This is a genomic window from Coriobacteriia bacterium (genome assembly GCA_016649875.1).
Lineage (GTDB): Bacteria > Actinomycetota > Coriobacteriia > WRKU01 > JAENWW01 > JAENWW01.
The window spans coordinates 1-20,155 of sequence record JAENWW010000001.1; the positions used below are offsets into that span (position 1 = coordinate 1).

Consider the following 20,155-nt stretch of genomic DNA (forward strand, 5'->3'; position numbering starts at 1 on the left):
ACCGGAGAAAACGTACGTTTTCTCCGGTCTCTTACACATATGTTGACGGTTGATTAACCTACCGTTAAGATTTGGAAATAAATGTCACTTATAGGCACGAATCACTCCATACGCAAAAGCCCGAAATCGCCGGCCTCGCGCTTATACACGACGGCACTCTCACCGGTGGCATCGAGTATGAACATGAAGAAGTCGTGTCCCAACATCTCCATATGTAAAATCGCTTCGTCCTCGCTCAAACGCAAATTCTTGAACTGTTTCGATCGCACGATTTCTCCGAGCGGTCCGAGTTCGGCTTCGGTGTCGCCTGGGGCGCTACGAAATATCTCCTCGCCTTTTTGCCTACGAGAAAGCATGCGCGTCTTATACTTGCGCGTTTGCCGTTCGAAACGGTCGGTCGCCGAATCGACCGCGGCATGCATATCGGGCGCAGCCTCTTCGACGCGCAATTTGTAATCGCGGAGGCTTCCGGTTATTTCGACATGGTTTTGATTGGGAATCGAAGGATTTCTGTCATGGCTCAAGACGATTTCGATGCTGAGCTCATCGCTTCCGACTGCACGTGAAACCTTGGATATCTTTTCCTCGATATACGCCTTAATCGGTGGAGAGACGGTCATGTGACGACCAGAAATGTTGACCTGCATGAAAAACTCCCTTCATGAAGCAATGGACGAATAAAACGGTCGGTGGAAAGTGCCACCTCGCAATTCGACGATTCCATCAACGCGTCTACAATGAAAGGATACCGCTTACAAAATGAAAATCACACTTATTTCCCCCTTTTTGCACAAGTTTCGCCCTCTGCACATAATTAAGCTTCCCCTGCGCCGAATACCCTCCCGCCCATCTGTCAAAACTGAAAATATTGTGTGCAAAGACTTGCGTATGCCCTCTATCTTCGGTAACATAATCCCTCGCGCGGAAGTGGCTCAGTTGGTAGAGCACCACCTTGCCAAGGTGGGGGTCGCGGGTTCGAATCCCGTCTTCCGCTCCATTGAATCTTTTTAAAAATCGTCCGTGCGGCTCCTCGGCGGCACGTCGATTTTCTTTAAGGGCTTTGCCCGACTTCACGTGTTCGGCGATGTGGCCAAGTGGTAAGGCAGAGGCCTGCAAAGCCTTTATCCCCGGTTCGAATCCGGGCATCGCCTCCAAGATATTGAGAAAAACTCCCTTCAAAAGGGAGTTTTTTTATCTACTTAAGAGCGATAAAATTTCCGGGATGGAAGCTATCCGCGGTACGCCGCTCGTCTCTCTTTGCGCCGTCGGGTCCAACATCGTGTGAGAGGAGTGTTCGATAAGCACGGGATGCATTCCGACCGCACGGCAACCGGCGACATCTGCAATGGGGTGATCGCCGACATGTAGGGCGTTGTCCGCTGAAACGGACAGCGAGGAAAGCGCATGACGGAAAATATCGGGCTCCGGTTTGTGCATGCCGACTCCGGCGGATGCCGTGACGGAATCGATGTAGGCACCGAGCCCCAGCCCCTCGAGAAGCTCGTTCAGCCCCCTGCCCCAGTTCGAAATGATACCGATTCGGTACCCTCGCTCCTTCAACTCGGCGAACGTACTTTCCACTCCCTCGAAAAGACGCCACGCCTGCGCATCGTCGAATGCATTATAGATATCATTTACCAGCTGCTCGATGTCTGATTCGATGCCGGCACGCCTCAATATCAAACTATAACCGTCAATCCACATGCGCTGCTGCCTGTCGTGCTCCGACCAAAAGGATTCGTCGTTCTCATATGCCTGTGCATAATAATCGGCAAACGACACCATATGCTCATCGAAATCCTGCGCGGTTTTTTCAATCCCGTGGCTCTGGCATACTCGTGCCATCGTTGCACCGACGGAAGGATAGGGATAAAGAAGCGTGTTGCCTGCATCAAAGAAAATCGCCGATATACCCGTCATTTAGTTATCCAATCTTTTGATCGGGCGCGCCAAAATAGCACGCTCATATATATTGGGCCAAACTCGTGAAAAGCCCCGTAGCTATGAGAAATCCGAAAATAATCAGAATCACCCCGGCCACACGCTTTATGGCCATCGAGTGAACTGACATGAATTTCAGATACGGAGCGAAAAAACCGAACAATAAGGCAACCGCCAAGAACGGCAGTCCGAGACCGACCGAATACACCACCAAGAGAAGCGTTCCCGACGCGACCGAAGCACTGCTCGCGGCAAGAGTCAGAATGGTCGCCAAAATCGGTCCGATGCACGGAGTCCAGCCGGCACCGAACGCCAATCCGGTAAAAAAGGCAGAATATCGACCGAAGACTTTCGTCTTTCCCATATCGAATCGTGCTTCGCCGTAAAGTGCCGGAATTTTTACAAAATCGGTCATGAGGATACCGAAGATAATCACCAGAATGCCGCCTGCGACGGTGATGGTCTTCTGGTGCTGTTTGAGAATGCTCCCCAAAACCGAGGCGCTCGCTCCGAGCGCGATGAAAATCACGCTGAACCCCGCAATGAACAGCAGTGCCGGCACCACGGTTTTTGAAAGGGGCGGTTTTTCTTGGAGTTCCTCCGTGGAAAGACCTGTGAGGAAGGTCAGGTAGGCGGGAATCAACGGAAGTACACAGGGGGAAAAGAACGAAAGAAGACCGCCGAAAAATGCCGTCACAAATAATGTCGTACTCACTGTACCAACCCCTTTATTGCTCTCGAATCACTCTCGAACCGGAATGCCCTTGACGACTAGTCTTGAAAGGGAAACTCTTTCGTCTCCTTATTCGCATCGGATAGTTGAATCAACACGATGGCGAAAACAATCACCGCTCCGCCGACGGCAAGAGACCATGTTATCTTATCGCCGAACAAAGCCCACGAAAGGATGCCTGCCGTCACCGGTTCGAGCATGGCGGTGATCGAGGCATGCGTCGGCGATATGTATTTGAGCGATATCAAGTATGCACCGAAAGGTATTATCGTCGACACACACGCCATGATGATGATGGCCGTCGCCTCGTGCGGATTTTTAAAAGGTGCCATCACCGCTTTCGGACCCAAGACGACCAACCACATGAGAGCCGCGAAAAAAAGACCATAGAATAACAGCGTGAGGGAGTCGAAACGCTCGCTGCCCACGCCTCCCATAATCGAGTAAAACGCGAAAAACACCGCTGCTGCCAGACCCCAGAACAAAGCCTTCGGCGTGATGAGGAGTCCTCCTCCGTTAAAGGCTCCGACCACCACGGCACACCCCAAAATCGCAAGAAACACTCCGGCAAGCATCTGCCCTGTCGGTTTGTGTTTATAAACCAACACGCCGAATGCCAAGGTGAAAATAGGTGCGAGATATTCGAGCAATATCGCCGTCGTCACGTTACTCAGTGAAATCGCCTTAAAGTACGTGAAGTGCATTCCGGCAAGAGCCAACGCTCCGAAGGGGACCAAAAAAACCAACGATTTCGCTCCCTGCGGCAAGCGAAACGTCTTTCGAGAACCGATGATGAGTATGAGCCCCAAAATAAGCGTCGCCGACAAAGCACGCGAGCCTGAAAGCACCGTCGGTGTGATTGTGTACCCGAGCGGTGAAATCACCCAGTTTTTCGTCGCAGGGCCGGGGGACGTCATGAGCCAATGGGAAATGAGACCTCCGGTAGACCATCCGAGCGCGGCGATGACCGCAAAAAAATAGCCGCGCCGGTTATTTGACTTTTTCTGACCGAGAGATTGCAAACTTCTGCCCGAATCCTTTCATAAGAAGCGTTTCTACTTTTTCGATCGATACAGCTTTTGAAGTGCGACACCGAATACTTCCAGCTGGCGGAGCTCCGCAAAACCCAGCGTCTCGGTAGCAACGACTTCGTGGGGAGTCTCGTGATCGAAAACGACACCGAGATCGTCGGCCTCATCCCACAGCGGAGTGCCCGGCAAAACGCGCAGGGTCGAAATCTGCAATGTGCCGGGATCGGCCGAAAGCACGAATCGCAGGGAATCCAAGACATCTTCAACGGTATCTCCGGGAAGTCCGATGATAAGATCGGCCTCGACCGTTATCCCCGCCTTTCTGCACGCCGCTACGCCACGCAAATACTTTTCTTTATCAAGTGTGCGACTACAGGCGCGCAACGCCTTACAGCCCGTCGTCTGCGGCCCCGTCTCGACGCTTGCGACTCCCGCGCGCTTGAGGTCTTTTGCTTGGCTCTCGTCGATCGCCTCGATGTCGACCTCGATGGTATGCAAACGGATACCGCGCTTCGCCCACGGCTCCATAATGTCTGCGAGCTTCTTCAGGCGATCGGACGTCAGGTTGAACACCGAATCTATGAAAGAAAAGGCGGTCATTCCCGGCGTCGACGCCATCCGGGCGACGTCACGTTCGATACGCTTCCAACTATGCGATCTTATGCGGGTCGAGCCTTTCGCCTCGAAACAATACGCGCATCGGTGAGGACAACCGCGAAAGGACTCCAAATACGCCGACCCGTCGGTTGCCGGAGGATGAGCATCGGTATAAGGCGATGCCACCGAGTCGAGATCGGCAATCGGTTTTGCGGGCGGACCGACTTTCACGCGCCCGTTATCGTTGACGCTGACGCCGTCGATACCGAAGGGGTCTCCTCCGCGAGCGAATGAAAGCATGATCTCAGGAAGAGTTCGTTCACCTTCGCCTTCAACGACCGCGAAAATTTCGCCATGCCTCGCAAGCGTCTCGCCCGGGGTCGGACCGACCTCCGGGCCTCCGACAACGAGTGAAATGACGGGATTTATCGACGAGAGAATGCGCGAGACGGTAAATATCGCCTCTGCGTTCCAACAATATACCGAAAAACACACAAAATCAGGCACCGGGTCGAGTTCGAGGATGCGATACACCATCCACCACGGATCGAACGAGATTTCGAAGTCGAGCGTGGTCACCCAAATCTCGGGCAAACGCGAATCGCTTTTGAGCGCCTCCCTCAGATAAGCGTTGGCCTGCGACGTATAGCCGGGTTCGCTGACGCCCACCAAAGCGACGACGATTCTCTCCTTCTCCAAGGCTCTCATGCACCGACCTCGACAACCGAGTAGAGGCGCACGCCGTTCAGACGTGTCATTCCGTCGCCGAACAGCGCGACGCCTGCCGGAGTGGCTATCTCATATGCTTGTTTCGCAAGAGCCTGAGGAACTTGTCCCCCGCTGCGAATTTCGACGCGAATCGCATCGACTCCGATGCGGCAAAACGCCCCGACGATCAAAGGGAGTTCGGTGATATTGTGCGAGCAGACCGCGGCGATGCCGACGACTGTGGCGGACACGCCGAGCTGAAGAGATACGGCGGTGATATTTTCCACACCGAGAACGACGGCATCGAAAAGACCGTGTATACCGGTGCGCTCGTCGTGTGAGCGTGCATCGCCTCCCGTAAGTACAACCTCGAATACACGCACTCCCGCCGCGATACTGCCCCGCGTGTTGTCCGAAGAACTCAGTGCACCTCCATCGGTTTGAATACCGATGCGTTCAAACGACGAATTCGCGCTTTCAGTGATTATTTCGACAAGACCGCGATGCTCGAACGGCTCGAATCCGTCGAACATGACACCCTGAAATCCTTGCAAAGAACAGTCTTTTGAGAGGTGCGACGATTTCGCCAGAACGGATGCGGTGGAATACGGTTCTTTTTCGGCGGCACCACAGTTCAAGCAGGGGGCGATTCCGCCCGAACCGAGCTGTATACCTGCAAACCGGAACATGATTCTCCTCAGTCGGAAATTTCCCGCACGAAAACGACATGAAAAACGACATGAATATAGTCTAGCATGCAGACTCGGCACGGCTCACGACACAAAAAATCGCAAGCTTAAACGGCTTGCGATCAATGGTTATGTGGTGTCGGAGAAGGGATTTGAACCCTCACACCCTTGCGGGCACTAGCCCCTCAAGCTAGCGCGTCTGCCGTTCCGCCACTCCGACGTTTCGCCTGTTCGAGATAGTCGATTCGTCTCAAGACAGCGAACGCTAGTTTACCGAAGAATCACTCCGGTTTCAAGTAGTGCAACAAAAAAAATGAGTGCCCCCCGCAATATCGAGGAGCACTCACAATCTTCATGTTTTATTCGGGATGAAATTCGCCTGGAGTCGCAATGGTTTGAGCGGCGATTTCGGCGGGAATCGGATACGGCTTGGCGAAATGACAGGCGCACAGATGACCCGGCGTCACTTCTTTTAGCTCGGGAGACTCTTGCGAGCAAATTTCTTGCGCAATGGGACAACGCGTATGGAAATGACACCCGCTCGGAGGATCGATGGGCGAAGGAGGATCACCCACAAGCAAAATACGTTCACGCGATGTCTGGATATCGGGATCAGGAATCGGGACCGCCGATAAGAGCGACTGAGTGTACGGATGGTTGGGCGATTCATACAAATCGCGCCAGCTACTTTTCTCAACGATACGGCCCAGATACATGACCGCGACATCGTCGGAAATATGCTGCACAACCGACAAATCATGGGCGATAAACAGATAGGCTATACCGTATCTGTTTTGAAGATCTTCGAGTAAGTTGAGGATTTGCGCCTGAATCGACACGTCGAGCGCCGATACCGGCTCATCGCACACGATGAGTTTCGGCTCGAGCGCGAGCGCTCGTGCAATACCGATGCGCTGGCGTTGCCCGCCGGAAAACTCATGTGAATAGCGATTAATGTGCTCCGGGTTGAGGCCGACGATTTCCAAAAGCTCTTTCACATGAGCTTTGCGCTCTTTCTTCGTTCCGATTTTATGGATGATGAGCGGTTCTTCGACGATTTCACCGACGGTGAATCGCGGATTGAGAGAAGCATACGGATCCTGGAAGATGATTTGAACTTCTCGGCGAAACGCTTTGAGTTCTTTGCGATTCATTTTCAGCACATCGCGGCCCTCGAACGCGACCGAACCCGATGTCGGCTCGAGGAGACGCATAAAAGTGCGTCCGGTGGTCGATTTCCCGCACCCCGACTCACCGACGAGACCGAGTGTCTTGCTTTTTTGAACGGAGAACGTAACCCCGTCGACGGCTTTGACCGTCTGTTTTTGCCCGGAAAAAGAAGAGCCGTCGACCTTGAAATATTTCACAAGATCAGTTACTTCGAGTAAATCTGACATTATCGGTTCAACTCCTTTTCCTTTTCCTCACGCGAAAAGCCGGCTTCTCCCGCAAAATGGCAGGAAGCCGTATGCAAGCCGCTGATCGACTTCGTTTCGGGAACTTTCGTCTTGCAAATTTCCTTCGCATAGGGACAACGAGGATGGAACGTGCATCCGGCAGGCAGATCGATGAGACTCGGGGGCATGCCGTCAATCGGTTTAAGCGAGGATTTCTCCGTCATGTCGGCGCGCGGCAAAGAGCCCATCAAGCCCCACGTGTAAGGATGCGACGGCTGGTGGAAAACTTCTTCCGTCGTACCGTACTCAACCGGACGGCCGGCGTACATGACGAGAACGTTATCGGCCATATCCGCTACGACACCGAGGTCGTGGGTAATCATGATAATCGCACTGCCGGTTCGTTTTTGGACGGCCTGCATGAGCTCGATTATCTGTGCTTGGATGGTGACATCGAGGGCGGTCGTGGGTTCATCGGCAATCAAAATATCAGGGTCGCAGGTCAGCGCCATGGCAATCATGACACGCTGACGCATACCGCCTGAAAACTGGTGAGGATAATCCTTCACCCGCTGTTCCGGGTTCGGTATGCCGACAAGGCGCAGAAGCTCGATCGAGCGTTCGATTGCTTCTTTTTTCCCGACGCCTTTGTGAATGCGCAACGGCTCGGAGAGCTGGCGACCGACGCGATATACCGGGTTGAGCGAAGTCATGGGGTCTTGAAATATCATAGCTATTTCATTGCCGCGAATATCGCGCATCTTTTTTTCGGGAAGCTCGAGCAAATTCTGCCCTTTGAATGTGACCGTTCCCCCCTCGATTTTTCCGGGAGGCATCGATATGAGACGCATGATCGTCATGGCAGTCACCGATTTACCGGAACCGGATTCCCCGACGATACCAATCGTCTGGTTTCCATCGAGTTCATACGACACACCGTTGACGGCCTTTACCACGCCGTCACGTGTATGAAAATACATTTTCAGGTCATCGACTTGTAACAACTTTTCGCTCACGGCTGCTAATCCTCCATCTTTACATCGAGGGCATCTCTGACACCGTCGCCCAGGAGGGTGAATGCAAGCACGGTAAGCAAAATCGCAAGCCCGGGGAATAAAACCATTGCCGGATGATCGGTCAAATTCATACGACCGTCATCAATCATGCGACCCCATGAAACGGTCGGCGGTTGAATGCCTATCCCTAAAAAGGAAAGTGCCGATTCCGTCAGAATCGCACCGCCGACACCCATGGTCGCATAGACGACGGCAGGCGCGATGGCGTTCGGCAAAATATGCTTGAACATCAAGCGTGCGTTCGATGCGCCGAGCGCGCGCCCGGCAGCGACATAGTCGTTTTCTTTCACCGAAAGTACCGAACTTCTGAAAAGTCGCGCAAAAGTCGACCAGCCGAGCAAACCGATGACCGCAATTACCACCGGCACTCCCTTATATTGGCTGGGAAGCACCGACATGACCAAAATTGCAAACAATATATACGGAAACGCGAGGAAGATATCGGTGATTCTCATAATAATCGCATCGACGGCTTTGCCGTAAAACCCTGAAATCGCTCCGAGGAAAACACCTATTGAAAGAGAGATCAACGTCGCGAATATACCGACGGTCAAAGATACGCGTGCACCGTAAATGACCCGTCCGAATATATCTCGGCCCATGTCATCGGTACCGAACCAGTGCGCGAAGCTCGGTGAGGCGAAACGATGGGTCATCGCAAGCTGGGTATTGATTATCGTCGGGTCTCCGAATAATTTCGGCACCCAGAGCTTTGCGGCAATCGCTGCGAGGGCAACGACGATAATCCAAATCAGCGAAAACATCGCCAACTTATTTTTCGAGAGCCTTCTAAAAGCATCCCCCCATAAAGTACGGGTTTTGCGATCGATCGAAGCATCGAGAAGCTCACGGGGCGAATCGGAGTTGCCTTGAGAAATACGATTCCCCGACGGGCCGTTTTTCTCAATATTGGATTGACTTATGCTCGACTGTTCCTTTTGGGCACGATACTCATGCTTGATTTCGCTCTCGTCCCTATTTGATTTATCGTGTATTTCGTTATCCATAAATTATTCCTCCGATCCACCGAAACGAATCCTTGGATCAAGGAATGCATAGCTGATATCGACAAGTAGATTGATAATCATGACGGCGAACAGGATTACTGTCACACAGCCGATGACCACCTGAAAATCTCGAGCCATGATAGCCCGATAAACCGTAAAGCCGATTCCCGGCCAGTTGAAAACCGTCTCGGTGAGCACGGCGCCGGCAAGCATCGCCCCGAAGTCGAGGCCGATGAAGGTGACGACGGGAATGAGCGCGTTTTTCATTTCGTGGTGAAAAAGAATTTGTCGTCCGCTCAGGCCCTTCGCCTTGGCGGTGCGGATATAATCCATCCCCATGACTTCAATGAGCTGACTTCGCATGATGCGAGCACCATAGGCAGTGGAGACCGCCGCCAGAGTGATTCCGGGAAGAATGTAGTATTCCCATGTGGGAAGAGCTCCCGAGGCACCGGATATAGGTAGATAAAACGCACCGCCTGTTTGCTGTTTGAGGTAAATTCCGAAGAAGTACTGCAAAAGCAAACCGAGCCAAAACACCGGCAGCGATACGGATATCGACGTAGCCAGCGTTACTAATATATCGAGAAAGGTTCTCTGCTTGAGCGCCGATATGACACCGGCACATATACCGATCACTATCTCAATGGCGATTGCAACAAGTGCGAGATTCAAAGTGAAGGGGTATTTTTCCAATATTATATCTGAGACTTCGCGGCCCGTTGAGATCGAAACGCCCAAATCACCTTTGGTCAATTTAACGAGATAGTCGCCGTATTGAATGTACCACGGCCTGTTGAGGCCGTAGTCTTGTTCGATTTGCTTGCGCAGCTCCGGCGTTACGTGCTTTTCTCCGACTTTCATTTGAACCGGGTCGGATCCGGGCATATAGTTTGCAACCAAAAAGAGAATCAGTGTTACCCCGAAAAACACCGGAATAAACTGCAAAATCCTCTTAATAATATATTTGAGCATGAAAGAATAATCCTTTAAGGCCACATAAGGGGGCGGCGCGCCTACGTGCGCCACCCCCTTATGCTCGCAACAGGGACAACTACTTGCCTGGGGTAATCCAGACCTTGCTGAAGTTGCCCAAATACATAGCGTCGAACGTAAAGTCGTTGAGACGCGCAGAAGCTACATGATGATGCCTGTAGAACATGATAGGCGCAACCGGATTGGCTGCACCGATCGTCTTGTTAATAGCTTGAAGCTTAGTCAAACGAGCGGCATCGTCGGTAATTTTCTCGGCATCTGAAATCGCCGTGTCGACGGATGTGTTCTTGTAGTAAGCCTTGTTGTCGCCTGACTTGGAGTTGAAGACAGGATAGAGGAAGTTGTACTCAATCGGATAGTCCGCAACCCAGCCGAGACGGCCGAGGTCATAGTTCTTGGCGTCGAGCTGCTTGAGATAGGTCGGGAAATCAGCTGAATCGAACGTGGTATTGATTCCGATCGCCTTCAAGTCAGCTTGGATGAGCTCCATGACCTTCTCGTGACCGCCGTCGCTGTTAAACGAAAGCCTCACCGTGGGAAGGCCTTTTCCGCCGGGATATCCCGCGTCGATGAGAGCTTGCTTTGCAGCAGCGATATCGTACTTGGAATCCGTCCACGTGTCCTTTTCATAGCCGGCGATTCCCGGAGGAACGATGCCGTCTGCGGGCTCACGAGTACCCTCGAATACGATATCGCAAATCGCCTGACGGTTGATTGCGAGAGTAATCGCCTTGCGGAGATTCTCATTCTTGAAATACTTGTTCTCGTTGTTCATCAAGAGATAATAAACCGAGGTCTCCCCTCCGAGCAATACTTGTGCATTCGGGTTCGCGGTATAACCGTTCTTCGAAGTACCGTACTTGGACTCGGCGTCTTTAATCTTGCCCGCGCCGATTTGTGTGAAGTCGAGGTTTCCGGCTTCGAACTCGGTGTATGCGGTCTCGGGATCTTTGAAGATATTGAAATCTACACCATCGAGATAAGGTGCGGTGCCGTAATAGGTATCATTACGAACGGTCTTGATGTACTGATCATGCTTCCATGGCTCCGCCATCTTGAACGGACCGTTTCCGACGGGCATATCGCCGAAGGCGACATTCTTGCCGTTATACGTCACGCCATTCTCGACGGCCTTTTGTGGTGTAGGTCCGAGGGAAGGATGCGTAACGACATAGGCGAAGTCAGCAAACGACTGAGAAAGAGTTACCTGCAAAGTGTAGTCATCTACAGCCTTGAGGCCTGAAAGCTCCGTCGACTTTCCTGACTGAACGGCATCATAACCCTGGATGAAACCGAGGTGATAGGAAATAACCGAAGGGTCCGATTTTCCCGTCAGAGTGTTCTTGGCGCTGGGGTTGGCGATACGGTTCCAAGAATAGATGAAGTCCTTGGCGGTGACAGTCGTACCGTCGGAGAACTTATCCTTTGGATTCAACTTGAATGTCCAAACGGTAGCATCTGCGTTTTTGCTCCATGAAGATGCAGCAGCAGGCAAAAGCTTGCTCGAATCCAAACTGTCAACGGTGATCAAGCTGTCAGAGATAGCTTGAACGACCTGCATACCTTCGGTCTCTTGGCAGTTATAAGAATCTATGTATGCCGGTTCGCCGATATAGAACGACATAGTGCCACCCTTTACGGGTGTTGTGGTAGCGCTACCGCTCGTGCTACCGGTGGTAGCCTTTTCCCCGCACCCCGCGAGAGAAAAGACCATGACAACTGCAACCGCAAGAATTAAAAATACATTTCTCTTACGCACAATTGCCTCCCTTCTTCCAACTCACCGAGTCGCTTCTATTGAAGCGGCTTTTTAGTTAAACCAGCCCCTTGCCGGTTTTTCACAACTTTGATTCGCTTATCAGCTCAAAGCTTCAGCGTTTCGGCCAGATGAGCATGAAAACGATAAGCGACGCTATGAATACGACCGCTGATGCAATGGTGATGCGGTCGAGATTCTTCTCAATGATTCCCGTGCCGACAGAAGTCTGCATTCCTCCGCCGAATGTCTCGGAGAGACCTGTTCCCTTGCCTGAATGGACCAAGACTAAAACGATGAGGGCGATTGCAGAAAGTGCCCATACGATTGTCGTGATGATGAGTAGTGGACTCACGTTAAATCTCCTTTTATAACTCTCACAGTAATTTCATATTTCGTTCACTTCAATAATATCCGTATCAGTATACCACCAAGTTCTTTCCCGTCCACGCTGAAGGAGCAGGTATTTTCAAAAGAAAAAGTATCGTCGGAGCGATGTCGCTCAGCACGCCGTTTTTCACCATTGCTGCATGCGCGCCGACCGCGATGAAGGGGACGGGATTGCACGTGTGTGCCGTACAAGGCGAGGTCCCGCCGTCGTAAAGCATGTGCTCACAGTTCCCGTGATCCGCCGTTATCAGAGATGCGCCGCAAACGTTCAGCATCGCTTCGACGACGCGTCCGACTTGCGTGTCGACCGTCTCAATCGCCGCCACAGCCGCGTCGAAATCTCCCGTGTGCCCGACCATGTCTCCATTCGCAAAGTTGACGACATAAAAATCCGCTTCGCGAGCATTGATCGCTTTGACTAAATCATCGCCCACCTCGGCCGCACTCATCTCCGGTTGCATGTCATAAGTCGCAACTTTCGGGCTGGCGACGAGAACTCTCTCTTCATTGTCCTTTTGAGGCTCGACTCCCCCGTTGAAAAAGAACGTAACGTGCGCATATTTTTCGGTCTCCGCAATATGCAGTTGGCGCAAACCGTGCGCAGCCAGCACATCCGCCAAGACATCCGGAAGCTCTTCCTTGGGAAAAGCGACGAGCGCCGAAATGGTCGGATCGTACTGAGTGAGACACACAAAAGTCGTCTCGACGGTTTTTTCTCGGATGAACCCATCGAAATCGGAATCGACGAACGCCCTTGTAATCTCACGGGCCCGATCTGACCTGAAATTGAAGAAGATGACCGTGTCGCCGTCGGCAATCGGGTTTTCGGCCAGCACGGTGGGCTCGACGAACTCATCGTAAATGCCGTCGCGATAGGATTCCTCGATGGCAGAGAGCGCATCGGTTCCGTAGACTCCTTCACCGAGAACGAGGGCATTATACGCCCGTTCCACGCGATCGAAACGCTTATCGCGATCCATTGCGTAGTAGCGTCCGATAACCGTCGCAATCTTTCCAACGCCGATTTCATCGATATGATCTTCGAGATCTCGAAGATATCCCTTTCCGCTTTGCGGCGCGGTATCCCGCCCGTCCATGAAACAATGGATTGCGACGTCTCGGGCGGAGAGCGATTTTGCGAGTTCGAGTAGTGCATACAGGTGCTTGTCGCTCGAATGCACTCCTCCATCGGAGAGCAATCCCATGAAATGAACGGTTTTCCCTCTTTCTACAGCGGCTTCTATCGCGCATACGAGGACTTCGTTTTTGAAGAACGAACCATCCTCGATTGCTTTGTCGATCCGCGTGAGTTCTTGGTAGACCACTCTACCGGCGCCGATATTGAGATGCCCCACCTCGGAGTTCCCCATTTGGCCTTGCGGGAGACCGACGGCCGATCCCGAGGCCTCGAGCTGTGAATGAGGCCAAGTCTTAACCAAAGCATCGAGCACGGGGGTATGCGCCTTCGCCACTGCATTGCCCGATTCGTGCGTCGTCTTGACGCCGTAGGCGAGCCCGTCCATGATGATCAGACAGACGGGAGCGGTGCTCCCGTGTTTCAATTCCATTTCACTTGTATCCCTAGTCATCGATTATCTTGCCGCCGCTTTGATAATCTCACTGAACGCATCCACCGTAAGCGATGCGCCTCCGACCAGTGCACCGTCGATGTCGTTTTCGGCAAAAAAGAATGCGGCGTTTTCCGGCTTGACCGACCCTCCGTAAAGCACACGGACATCATCGGCAATAGCCTGGTTGAATTCATGAGCGATTACCGATCTGATGGCGGCGCACACTTCTTGTGCCATTTCCGGTGTCGCAGTGCGTCCGGTTCCAATCGCCCAAATCGGTTCATATGCGACGATGAGTTTATGCGCGTGCACCGGAGAAAGACCTTGGACGGCTTCAGCGATTTGGGCACTGATGACGTCGACGGTCTTACCTTCCTCGCGGAGTGCAAGCGTTTCGCCGCAGCAGAGAATGGCCGTCATCCCGTGTTCGAAAACCGCTTTGAGCTTACGGTTGACAATCGTATCGGTCTCGTTGAAAAATTCACGACGCTCGGAGTGCCCCACTATGACATAGTCGACGCGAAGATCCTCGAGCATACGCGGAGAAATCTCGCCGGTATAGGCACCCTCGTCTTCCCAAAACATATCTTGCGCAGAAAGTCCGATGGGAACCCTATCGAACTCGATTACGTTCGATACGCTGTGCAGCGCAGTGAACGGAGGCGCAACGACGACCTCGACTTTATTCTCATGGTCCTCCGCGATAAACTCGAGTTTTTGGACCAAAACCACGGCTTCACCAGCCGTTTTGTGCATTTTCCAGTTACCTGCAACCATCGGCTTTCGAGACATGACAACGCTCCTTACTCATGTAAAACCTATCGGCACGTTCAACTCGTTTCATCACTGCAACCTATGCATCGAGAAGTGCTTCGACTCCCGGCAGTGGGGCGCCCTCGAGCAATTTCATCGATGCGCCGCCGCCGGTCGACACGAACGTCACACGATCTTCCAAGTGGAATTTCTTGACTGCTGCGACGGAATCGCCGCCGCCGATGACTGAGACCGCACGATTGTTACGAGCAACCGCTTCGGCTACCTCGCGCGTTCCGGTCTCGTAAGATTTCATCTCGAAAACACCCATCGGTCCGTTCCAAAATATTGTTTTCGCCATGGCGATCTCCGACTTGAAGAGTTCGCATGTCGCCGGTCCGATATCGAGACCCATCATATCGTCGGGGATCTCTTCCCTGCCGACGACCCGTGTGTTCGCATCTTCGGCGAAAGCGTCGGCGACTATGAAATCGATGGGCAGGACGAGTTCACAACCGGATTTCTTGGCCTTTTGCAGAGTAATCTTCGCCGATTCGATCCAGTCCTCTTCGACAATCGAAGTGCCGATTCCCAGGCCTTTCGCGGCAAGAAAAGTAAACGCCATCCCGCCTCCGATGAGTAAAACGTCGACGACATCGATGAGCCTGTCTATAACGCCGAATTTATCCGAAACTTTCGAGCCGCCCAAAATTGCAACGAACGGTTTCTCGGGTTCGGACAGCATGGAAGAGAGAGTCTGGACCTCACGAGCCAGTAAAAGCCCCGCATACGAGGGAAGATACTCGGCGACGCCGGCGGTCGACGCATGGGCTCGATGGGCGGCTCCGAATGCATCGTTGACATAGATATCGGCCAGTTGACTGAGTTTTCGCGCGAATTCCACATCGTTTTTTTCCTCTCCGGCGTGGAAACGCACGTTTTCGAGCATGATGATTTCACCGTCGACCATTCTCTCGACGGCGTCGAATGCTTTTTGATTGATCGTTCCTTCGACGAAGACGACATTGCGTCCGAGGAGACGCTCAAGACTTCTGCGAACGGGACGAAGGGAATACTTCGGATTCGGCTCGCCTTTCGGCCTACCGAGATGGCTGACTACAATGACTTTTGCACCGTGATCGACGAGATAGCGCAAGGTCGGTAGCGCGGCGCGAATGCGCGTGTCGTCCAAAACGGAGCCTTCTTGAAGCGGCACGTTGAAATCGACGCGTACCAAGACGCGCTTGCCTTTCACATCGACGTCTTTGACGGTCTGCTTATTGAACATGTACGCAAGCCTTTCCCTCGTGGTTTTTACCGTTCCATTTTAGCACTCAACCACGCCTCTGTTTGGGGATCAGACGTTCGGACGACTTTGCGCGTATCGCCACGCGTTCCCCTCGTCACGCCGCTTGGAACACCGGACACGTTCGAATCGGTATACCACCACAAAAAAGAGCCTCTAAGGTAAGGAAAAGTTCCTTCTTAGAGACTCTTAAGAATGCGTTTCGACGCGTCGACGAATATCTGAAACCGATTTCGCGCGAGGAGTCGAATGATCGCCTTAAGCCATCATGAGTTTTGCAAGATCGTTCACGCGACTGCTGTAACCCCACTCGTTGTCATACCAACTGAGCACCTTGACGAAATTTCCCTCGCCGCCCATAACCATGGTCGCAAGCGAATCAAAAATCGATGAAGACGGGTTATCGATGACATCCACCGACACGATCGGGTCTTCGCAGTACTCGAGAAATCCCTTGAGCGATCCGTCTGCAGCCTTTTTCATGGCGGCATTGATATCCTCTTTGGTCACCGACGTACCGAGTTCGGCGACAAGGTCGACCAAAGAGCCATCGGGAGTCGGTACGCGCGTCGACATACCGTCGAGCTTGCCTTTGAGTTCGGGAAGAACGAGTCCGATTGCTTTTGCCGCACCGGTCGAAGTCGGAATCATCGAAGATGCTGCTGCGCGAGAACGACGCAAGTCCGAGTGCGGGAGGTCGAGAATACGCTGATCGTTGGTATAGCTGTGAATGGTGTTCATATAACCACGTGTGAGACCGAATGTATCCTTGAGCACTTTTGCCACCGGAGCAAGACAGTTCGTGGTGCACGATGCATTCGAAACGATGAAATGCTTCGAGGGATCGTACTTATCGGAGTTGACGCCCATGACGATGGTGATGTCCTCATTTTTTGCCGGAGCAGAAATGATGACACGCTTCGCGCCGGCGTCTATATGGGCATGAGCCTTATGCGCATCGGTGAAAAAGCCCGTCGACTCGACGACGAGTTCGACCCCGAGTTCGCCCCAAGGAAGGTTTGCCGGATCACGATCGGCGAGCACTTTGACGAGACGGCCGTTTACCAAGAAGCCACCCTCGACGACTTCGACCGTGCCGTCGAATTTACCGTGAATCGAATCATACTTAAGCAAATGTGCAAGCGTCATAGCATCGGTCAAGTCGTTTACCGCCACCACTTCAACCGCCGGGTCATTTTCCATAACGCGAAAAACATTTCGACCGATACGGCCGAATCCATTGATACCTACCTTAATAGCCAAAGCAGATTCCTCCTTGAGATCTTTGGGCGGTCACTCGACCGCAACGGATGTAAGAAGGCGCCTTCGAAAAAACCGCGCCTTCACCGTGCTTTTCCATGTTACGACAAAAAAGTGATTTCATCTACCGCAATAACGGCATCGTTTCGCACGCGCGCGGCATTTCACACGCGCACGGCATGACGGGCCTATTTCGACAGCGACTGAGCCGTCTCTTCGATGCGCCGGACACGATGGTTCACCGCTGATTTCGACAGAGGAGGCTTTGCCGCCTCTCCGAGTTCGCGCAAAGAAAGCTCGGGGTTGGCGAGTCGTAATTCTGCGAACTCTCGCAAGGCACGGGGAAGACTGTCCAGACCGACATGTTCCTCGATGATACGTATCGATTCTATTTGCGAGAGCGCGGCGTCGGTTGCCTTCATCTGGTTGGCGACTTCTGCATTCACCCGACGATTCACATCGTTGCGCACCGATTTGTACACACGGACGTCTTCCGCGCGCAAGAGCGCATTATGCGCTCCGACCAATGCGAGAAAATCGATGATCGGCTCGGTTCCCTTCATGTATACCGTCCAGCCGCTTCTGCGAGGAATGATTTTCGGCTCGATATCGAAGCGTTGCATCAGTGCCAAAATATCATCTCCGAGCTGTTCGGAGTGGACGCTTATTTCAAAATGAAAATCCCCTTTGGGGTCGGCGATGAAGCCTGCAGCCAGAAAGGCACCGCGCAAATACGCAATCGCACACCCGTCGTTCGGCACCAACGCGGGCAAGACGCCCCAGTAGGGATTCGCTCCGCCCATCATTCCCAGCTCATCGAGAACTTTTGTGAGTGCCGATTGAGCGGGAAAAGTTATCAGGTAATTGTTGGTCTTGTGAAGTACGTTCCTCCGAGGCGTGAACTCCGTTTTAAGACCGTACACATTATGGGCGAGCGTAATTATCTTTCGCGCGACCGGAGCATTTTCCGTCGCGACTTCCACGCGGTAATGCCCGCTTCTGCTCCCCCCGAGCGTACCTTCGAGATGCACGAGCGCGGCCAACTCGGCTTTGCAACACTCGCTCTTACTCTCGAGTATGCGCGCCAGCTCATCTCGCACCTCTGCGGTAAACGACATCTAAAGCACCTGCCTGAGAACAGCACACATCGCATCGAATCCGTGGCGTGTCGGATCTTCGAAATCGGTCACATCGAAGAAAAGGGGTTCGACACCCAGCTCGACCAGCGACGTGGCGGTCTCTCGGTGATCGGCGCACATTTCACCGTCGGGAACGATGACGATGTCGATGACATCGGTGAGTCCGTGGTCGCAAAGCGCTTTCACGTGATCGTAGCTGTCGAATCCGGCGGTCTCTCCACGCATATTGGCAACATTGCAAAAATAGATGACGCGAGCGTGACTTTGCGCTATCGCTTCGGTGATTCCGCCCACCAGCAAGTTTGGAATGATGCTCGTATACAACGAACCGGGACCTATCAAAATGACATCCGCATGCTCCAACGCGGTAATCGCCTCGGGATTCGGTTTCGGGCTGGGAGGCGTCGAATACACTTCGGCGATGGCCACGGCATTGGACGCAAGCGATTCTTGACCCGAAATCGGCTTTCCGGATCTGTCGAGTCCCTGCAACTGCATGTCTTCAAACGTCGAGGGAAGTACTCTCCCGCGCACGGCGAGGTGGCGCTCCATGAACTTGACCGCCTGTTCGAAACTTCCGGCCAAATCGGTCAGCGCGGCGATGATCAAATTTCCCATCGCGTGGCCCTCGAGACCTTCTCCGGCGACGAATCGATACCCCAAGACGGAAGCGAAATCGCGCTCCTCTTCGGAAGCCAACGCGACAAGACAGTTCCGCACATCGCCGGGAGGATTGATGCCGAGTTCGCGACGGAGACGTCCCGAACTCCCCCCATCATCAGCCATCGTGACGATTGCCGACGGATGATACCCGAGCTCGACACAAGCGCGAAGCACGAGAGGCAAACCCGTGCCACCGCCCAGGGCGACGATATTTTTTTCGGTGACGGTATTCATATCAGTGATTCGTGCCCCGATTGATGTCGCGATGGATGACCGTCGTCCGGTATCCGATTTCAGTCAAACTGTCCGCCGTCTTTTCGGCAAGGGCGACCGAACGGTGTCTGCCTCCCGTGCAACCGAGCGCGATGGACAGATGAAGTTTCCCTTCGGCGAGATAACTCGGCAGCACCGATTCGAGAAGCGGCATCCATGCATCGAGGAACTGGACCGTTTCCGGTCGAGCCAAAATATAATCCGAAACAGGCTTGTCGAGACCGGAGAGGGGTTTGAGCTTCGGGTCATAATAGGGATTCGGCAAAAACCGCACGTCGAAAACGATGTCGGCATCGACGGGCGGGCCGAACTTGAAGCCGAACGACGAGACCGAAACCGCCAGAGAATCGGCAGCCGGCGTAACAGAAAATTCGCTTTGAATCCGTGCGCGCAACTCGCTGGCGCGCAAATCGGAGGTGTCGATGATGACATCGGCGCGCTGTCTGACGGGCTCGAGCAGCGTGCGCTCCCTTTTAATCGCCGCAGCCAGCGAATGCGTCTCTTCTTCGAGAAGATGTGGGCGCCTCGTCTCTTTGAACCGATTGACAAGTGTCGCGTCGCTCGCGTCCAAATAGAGAAGCAACGGACTGTACATCGCCAGATCCTCGTCGTCGAGCTCGTCGAGAAGGTCGTAAAACTGCTTACCGCCTCGAATGTCGCAAGCAATCGCGATGCGTTTTATCGAGGAATCCGGCAAAAGAGCCAGACTTGCGATTTGTTCAATCATCGCGGGAGGCAAGTTGTCGACGCAGAAATAACCGAAATCCTCGAGCGCGGAGAGCGCGAGTGAACGACCGGCACCCGACATGCCCGTCACGATGACGATGTTGATTTTCTCTTGCTCTTCATGCATTTCGGCCATATCAATC

19 protein-coding genes and 3 tRNA genes are annotated in these 20,155 nt (G+C 53.1%); 2 read left to right on the plus strand and 20 right to left on the minus strand.

Annotated elements, in window-relative coordinates:
• Positions 1-101 precede the first annotated feature (101 nt).
• Positions 102-647: a ribosome-associated translation inhibitor RaiA gene (raiA, locus tag JJE36_00005; protein MBK5210703.1), complete on the minus strand. Its 546-nt coding sequence runs from the start codon at positions 645-647 to the stop codon at positions 102-104.
• A gap of 274 nt (positions 648-921) precedes the next feature.
• Between raiA and JJE36_00010 the strand changes: the two genes are divergently transcribed.
• Together JJE36_00010 and JJE36_00015 are read left to right on the plus strand one after the other, a co-directional pair.
• Positions 922-997: transfer RNA gene (locus JJE36_00010), tRNA-Gly, on the plus strand.
• Between the two features lie 83 nt (positions 998-1,080).
• Positions 1,081-1,154 (plus strand) — tRNA-Cys (locus JJE36_00015).
• Positions 1,155-1,191: 37 nt separating this feature from the next.
• Here the strand turns inward: JJE36_00015 and JJE36_00020 are convergent.
• From JJE36_00020 to rapZ, 19 genes are all read right to left on the minus strand, one after another.
• The gene (locus JJE36_00020; protein MBK5210704.1) at positions 1,192-1,920 is read right to left on the minus strand and encodes an HAD-IA family hydrolase; all 729 of its coding nucleotides are present in this window, start codon (positions 1,918-1,920) and stop codon (positions 1,192-1,194) included.
• 43 nt (positions 1,921-1,963) lie between these two features.
• Positions 1,964-2,656, minus strand: a complete 693-nt coding sequence (locus tag JJE36_00025) for a sulfite exporter TauE/SafE family protein (protein ID MBK5210705.1) — start codon at positions 2,654-2,656, stop codon at positions 1,964-1,966.
• Positions 2,657-2,712: 56 nt separating this feature from the next.
• Complete coding sequence (locus JJE36_00030) at positions 2,713-3,696, minus strand: EamA family transporter (GenBank protein MBK5210706.1); 984 nt, start codon at positions 3,694-3,696, stop codon at positions 2,713-2,715.
• 33 nt (positions 3,697-3,729) lie between these two features.
• Complete coding sequence (locus JJE36_00035; protein ID MBK5210707.1) at positions 3,730-5,010, minus strand: B12-binding domain-containing radical SAM protein; 1,281 nt, start codon at positions 5,008-5,010, stop codon at positions 3,730-3,732.
• Positions 5,007-5,699 (minus strand): radical SAM protein, encoded by a 693-nt coding sequence (locus JJE36_00040; GenBank protein MBK5210708.1) that lies wholly within the window; start codon positions 5,697-5,699, stop codon positions 5,007-5,009. Before JJE36_00040 ends, JJE36_00035 begins: the two co-directional genes overlap by 4 nt.
• 134 nt (positions 5,700-5,833) lie before the next feature.
• Positions 5,834-5,919: transfer RNA gene (locus tag JJE36_00045), tRNA-Leu, on the minus strand.
• A gap of 139 nt (positions 5,920-6,058) precedes the next feature.
• Positions 6,059-7,096 (minus strand): dipeptide ABC transporter ATP-binding protein, encoded by a 1,038-nt coding sequence (locus JJE36_00050; protein ID MBK5210709.1) that lies wholly within the window; start codon positions 7,094-7,096, stop codon positions 6,059-6,061.
• Positions 7,096-8,076: an ABC transporter ATP-binding protein gene (locus tag JJE36_00055; GenBank protein ID MBK5210710.1), complete on the minus strand. Its 981-nt coding sequence runs from the start codon at positions 8,074-8,076 to the stop codon at positions 7,096-7,098. Before JJE36_00055 ends, JJE36_00050 begins: the two co-directional genes overlap by 1 nt.
• A gap of 41 nt (positions 8,077-8,117) precedes the next feature.
• Positions 8,118-9,179 carry an ABC transporter permease gene (locus JJE36_00060; protein ID MBK5210711.1) on the minus strand — a complete coding sequence of 354 codons (1,062 nt, stop codon included), beginning with the start codon at positions 9,177-9,179 and terminating at the stop codon, positions 8,118-8,120.
• Positions 9,180-9,182: 3 nt separating this feature from the next.
• On the minus strand, positions 9,183-10,154 hold the full coding sequence (locus JJE36_00065) for an ABC transporter permease (protein ID MBK5210712.1): 972 nt from the start codon (positions 10,152-10,154) through the stop codon (positions 9,183-9,185).
• Positions 10,155-10,233: 79 nt separating this feature from the next.
• Complete coding sequence (locus JJE36_00070) at positions 10,234-11,934, minus strand: peptide ABC transporter substrate-binding protein (protein ID MBK5210713.1); 1,701 nt, start codon at positions 11,932-11,934, stop codon at positions 10,234-10,236.
• A 112-nt stretch (positions 11,935-12,046) separates the two neighbouring features.
• Complete coding sequence (gene secG / locus JJE36_00075; GenBank protein MBK5210714.1) at positions 12,047-12,286, minus strand: preprotein translocase subunit SecG; 240 nt, start codon at positions 12,284-12,286, stop codon at positions 12,047-12,049.
• Between the two features lie 64 nt (positions 12,287-12,350).
• Positions 12,351-13,889 carry a 2,3-bisphosphoglycerate-independent phosphoglycerate mutase gene (locus JJE36_00080; protein ID MBK5210715.1) on the minus strand — a complete coding sequence of 513 codons (1,539 nt, stop codon included), beginning with the start codon at positions 13,887-13,889 and terminating at the stop codon, positions 12,351-12,353.
• Positions 13,890-13,913: 24 nt separating this feature from the next.
• Positions 13,914-14,684: a triose-phosphate isomerase gene (locus JJE36_00085; GenBank protein MBK5210716.1), complete on the minus strand. Its 771-nt coding sequence runs from the start codon at positions 14,682-14,684 to the stop codon at positions 13,914-13,916.
• A 61-nt stretch (positions 14,685-14,745) separates the two neighbouring features.
• A complete protein-coding gene (locus JJE36_00090) occupies positions 14,746-15,933 on the minus strand; it encodes a phosphoglycerate kinase (protein ID MBK5210717.1) in 1,188 nt (395 codons plus the stop codon).
• A gap of 276 nt (positions 15,934-16,209) precedes the next feature.
• Positions 16,210-17,214: a type I glyceraldehyde-3-phosphate dehydrogenase gene (gene gap / locus JJE36_00095; protein ID MBK5210718.1), complete on the minus strand. Its 1,005-nt coding sequence runs from the start codon at positions 17,212-17,214 to the stop codon at positions 16,210-16,212.
• A gap of 185 nt (positions 17,215-17,399) precedes the next feature.
• Positions 17,400-18,329 (minus strand): DNA-binding protein WhiA, encoded by a 930-nt coding sequence (whiA, locus tag JJE36_00100; GenBank protein MBK5210719.1) that lies wholly within the window; start codon positions 18,327-18,329, stop codon positions 17,400-17,402.
• Positions 18,330-19,247, minus strand: coding sequence for a YvcK family protein (locus tag JJE36_00105; GenBank protein ID MBK5210720.1), 918 nt, complete (start codon positions 19,245-19,247; stop codon positions 18,330-18,332).
• Position 19,248: 1 nt separating this feature from the next.
• Positions 19,249-20,148, minus strand: a complete 900-nt coding sequence (rapZ, locus tag JJE36_00110; protein ID MBK5210721.1) for an RNase adapter RapZ — start codon at positions 20,146-20,148, stop codon at positions 19,249-19,251.
• Between the last annotated feature and the right edge of the window lie 7 nt (positions 20,149-20,155).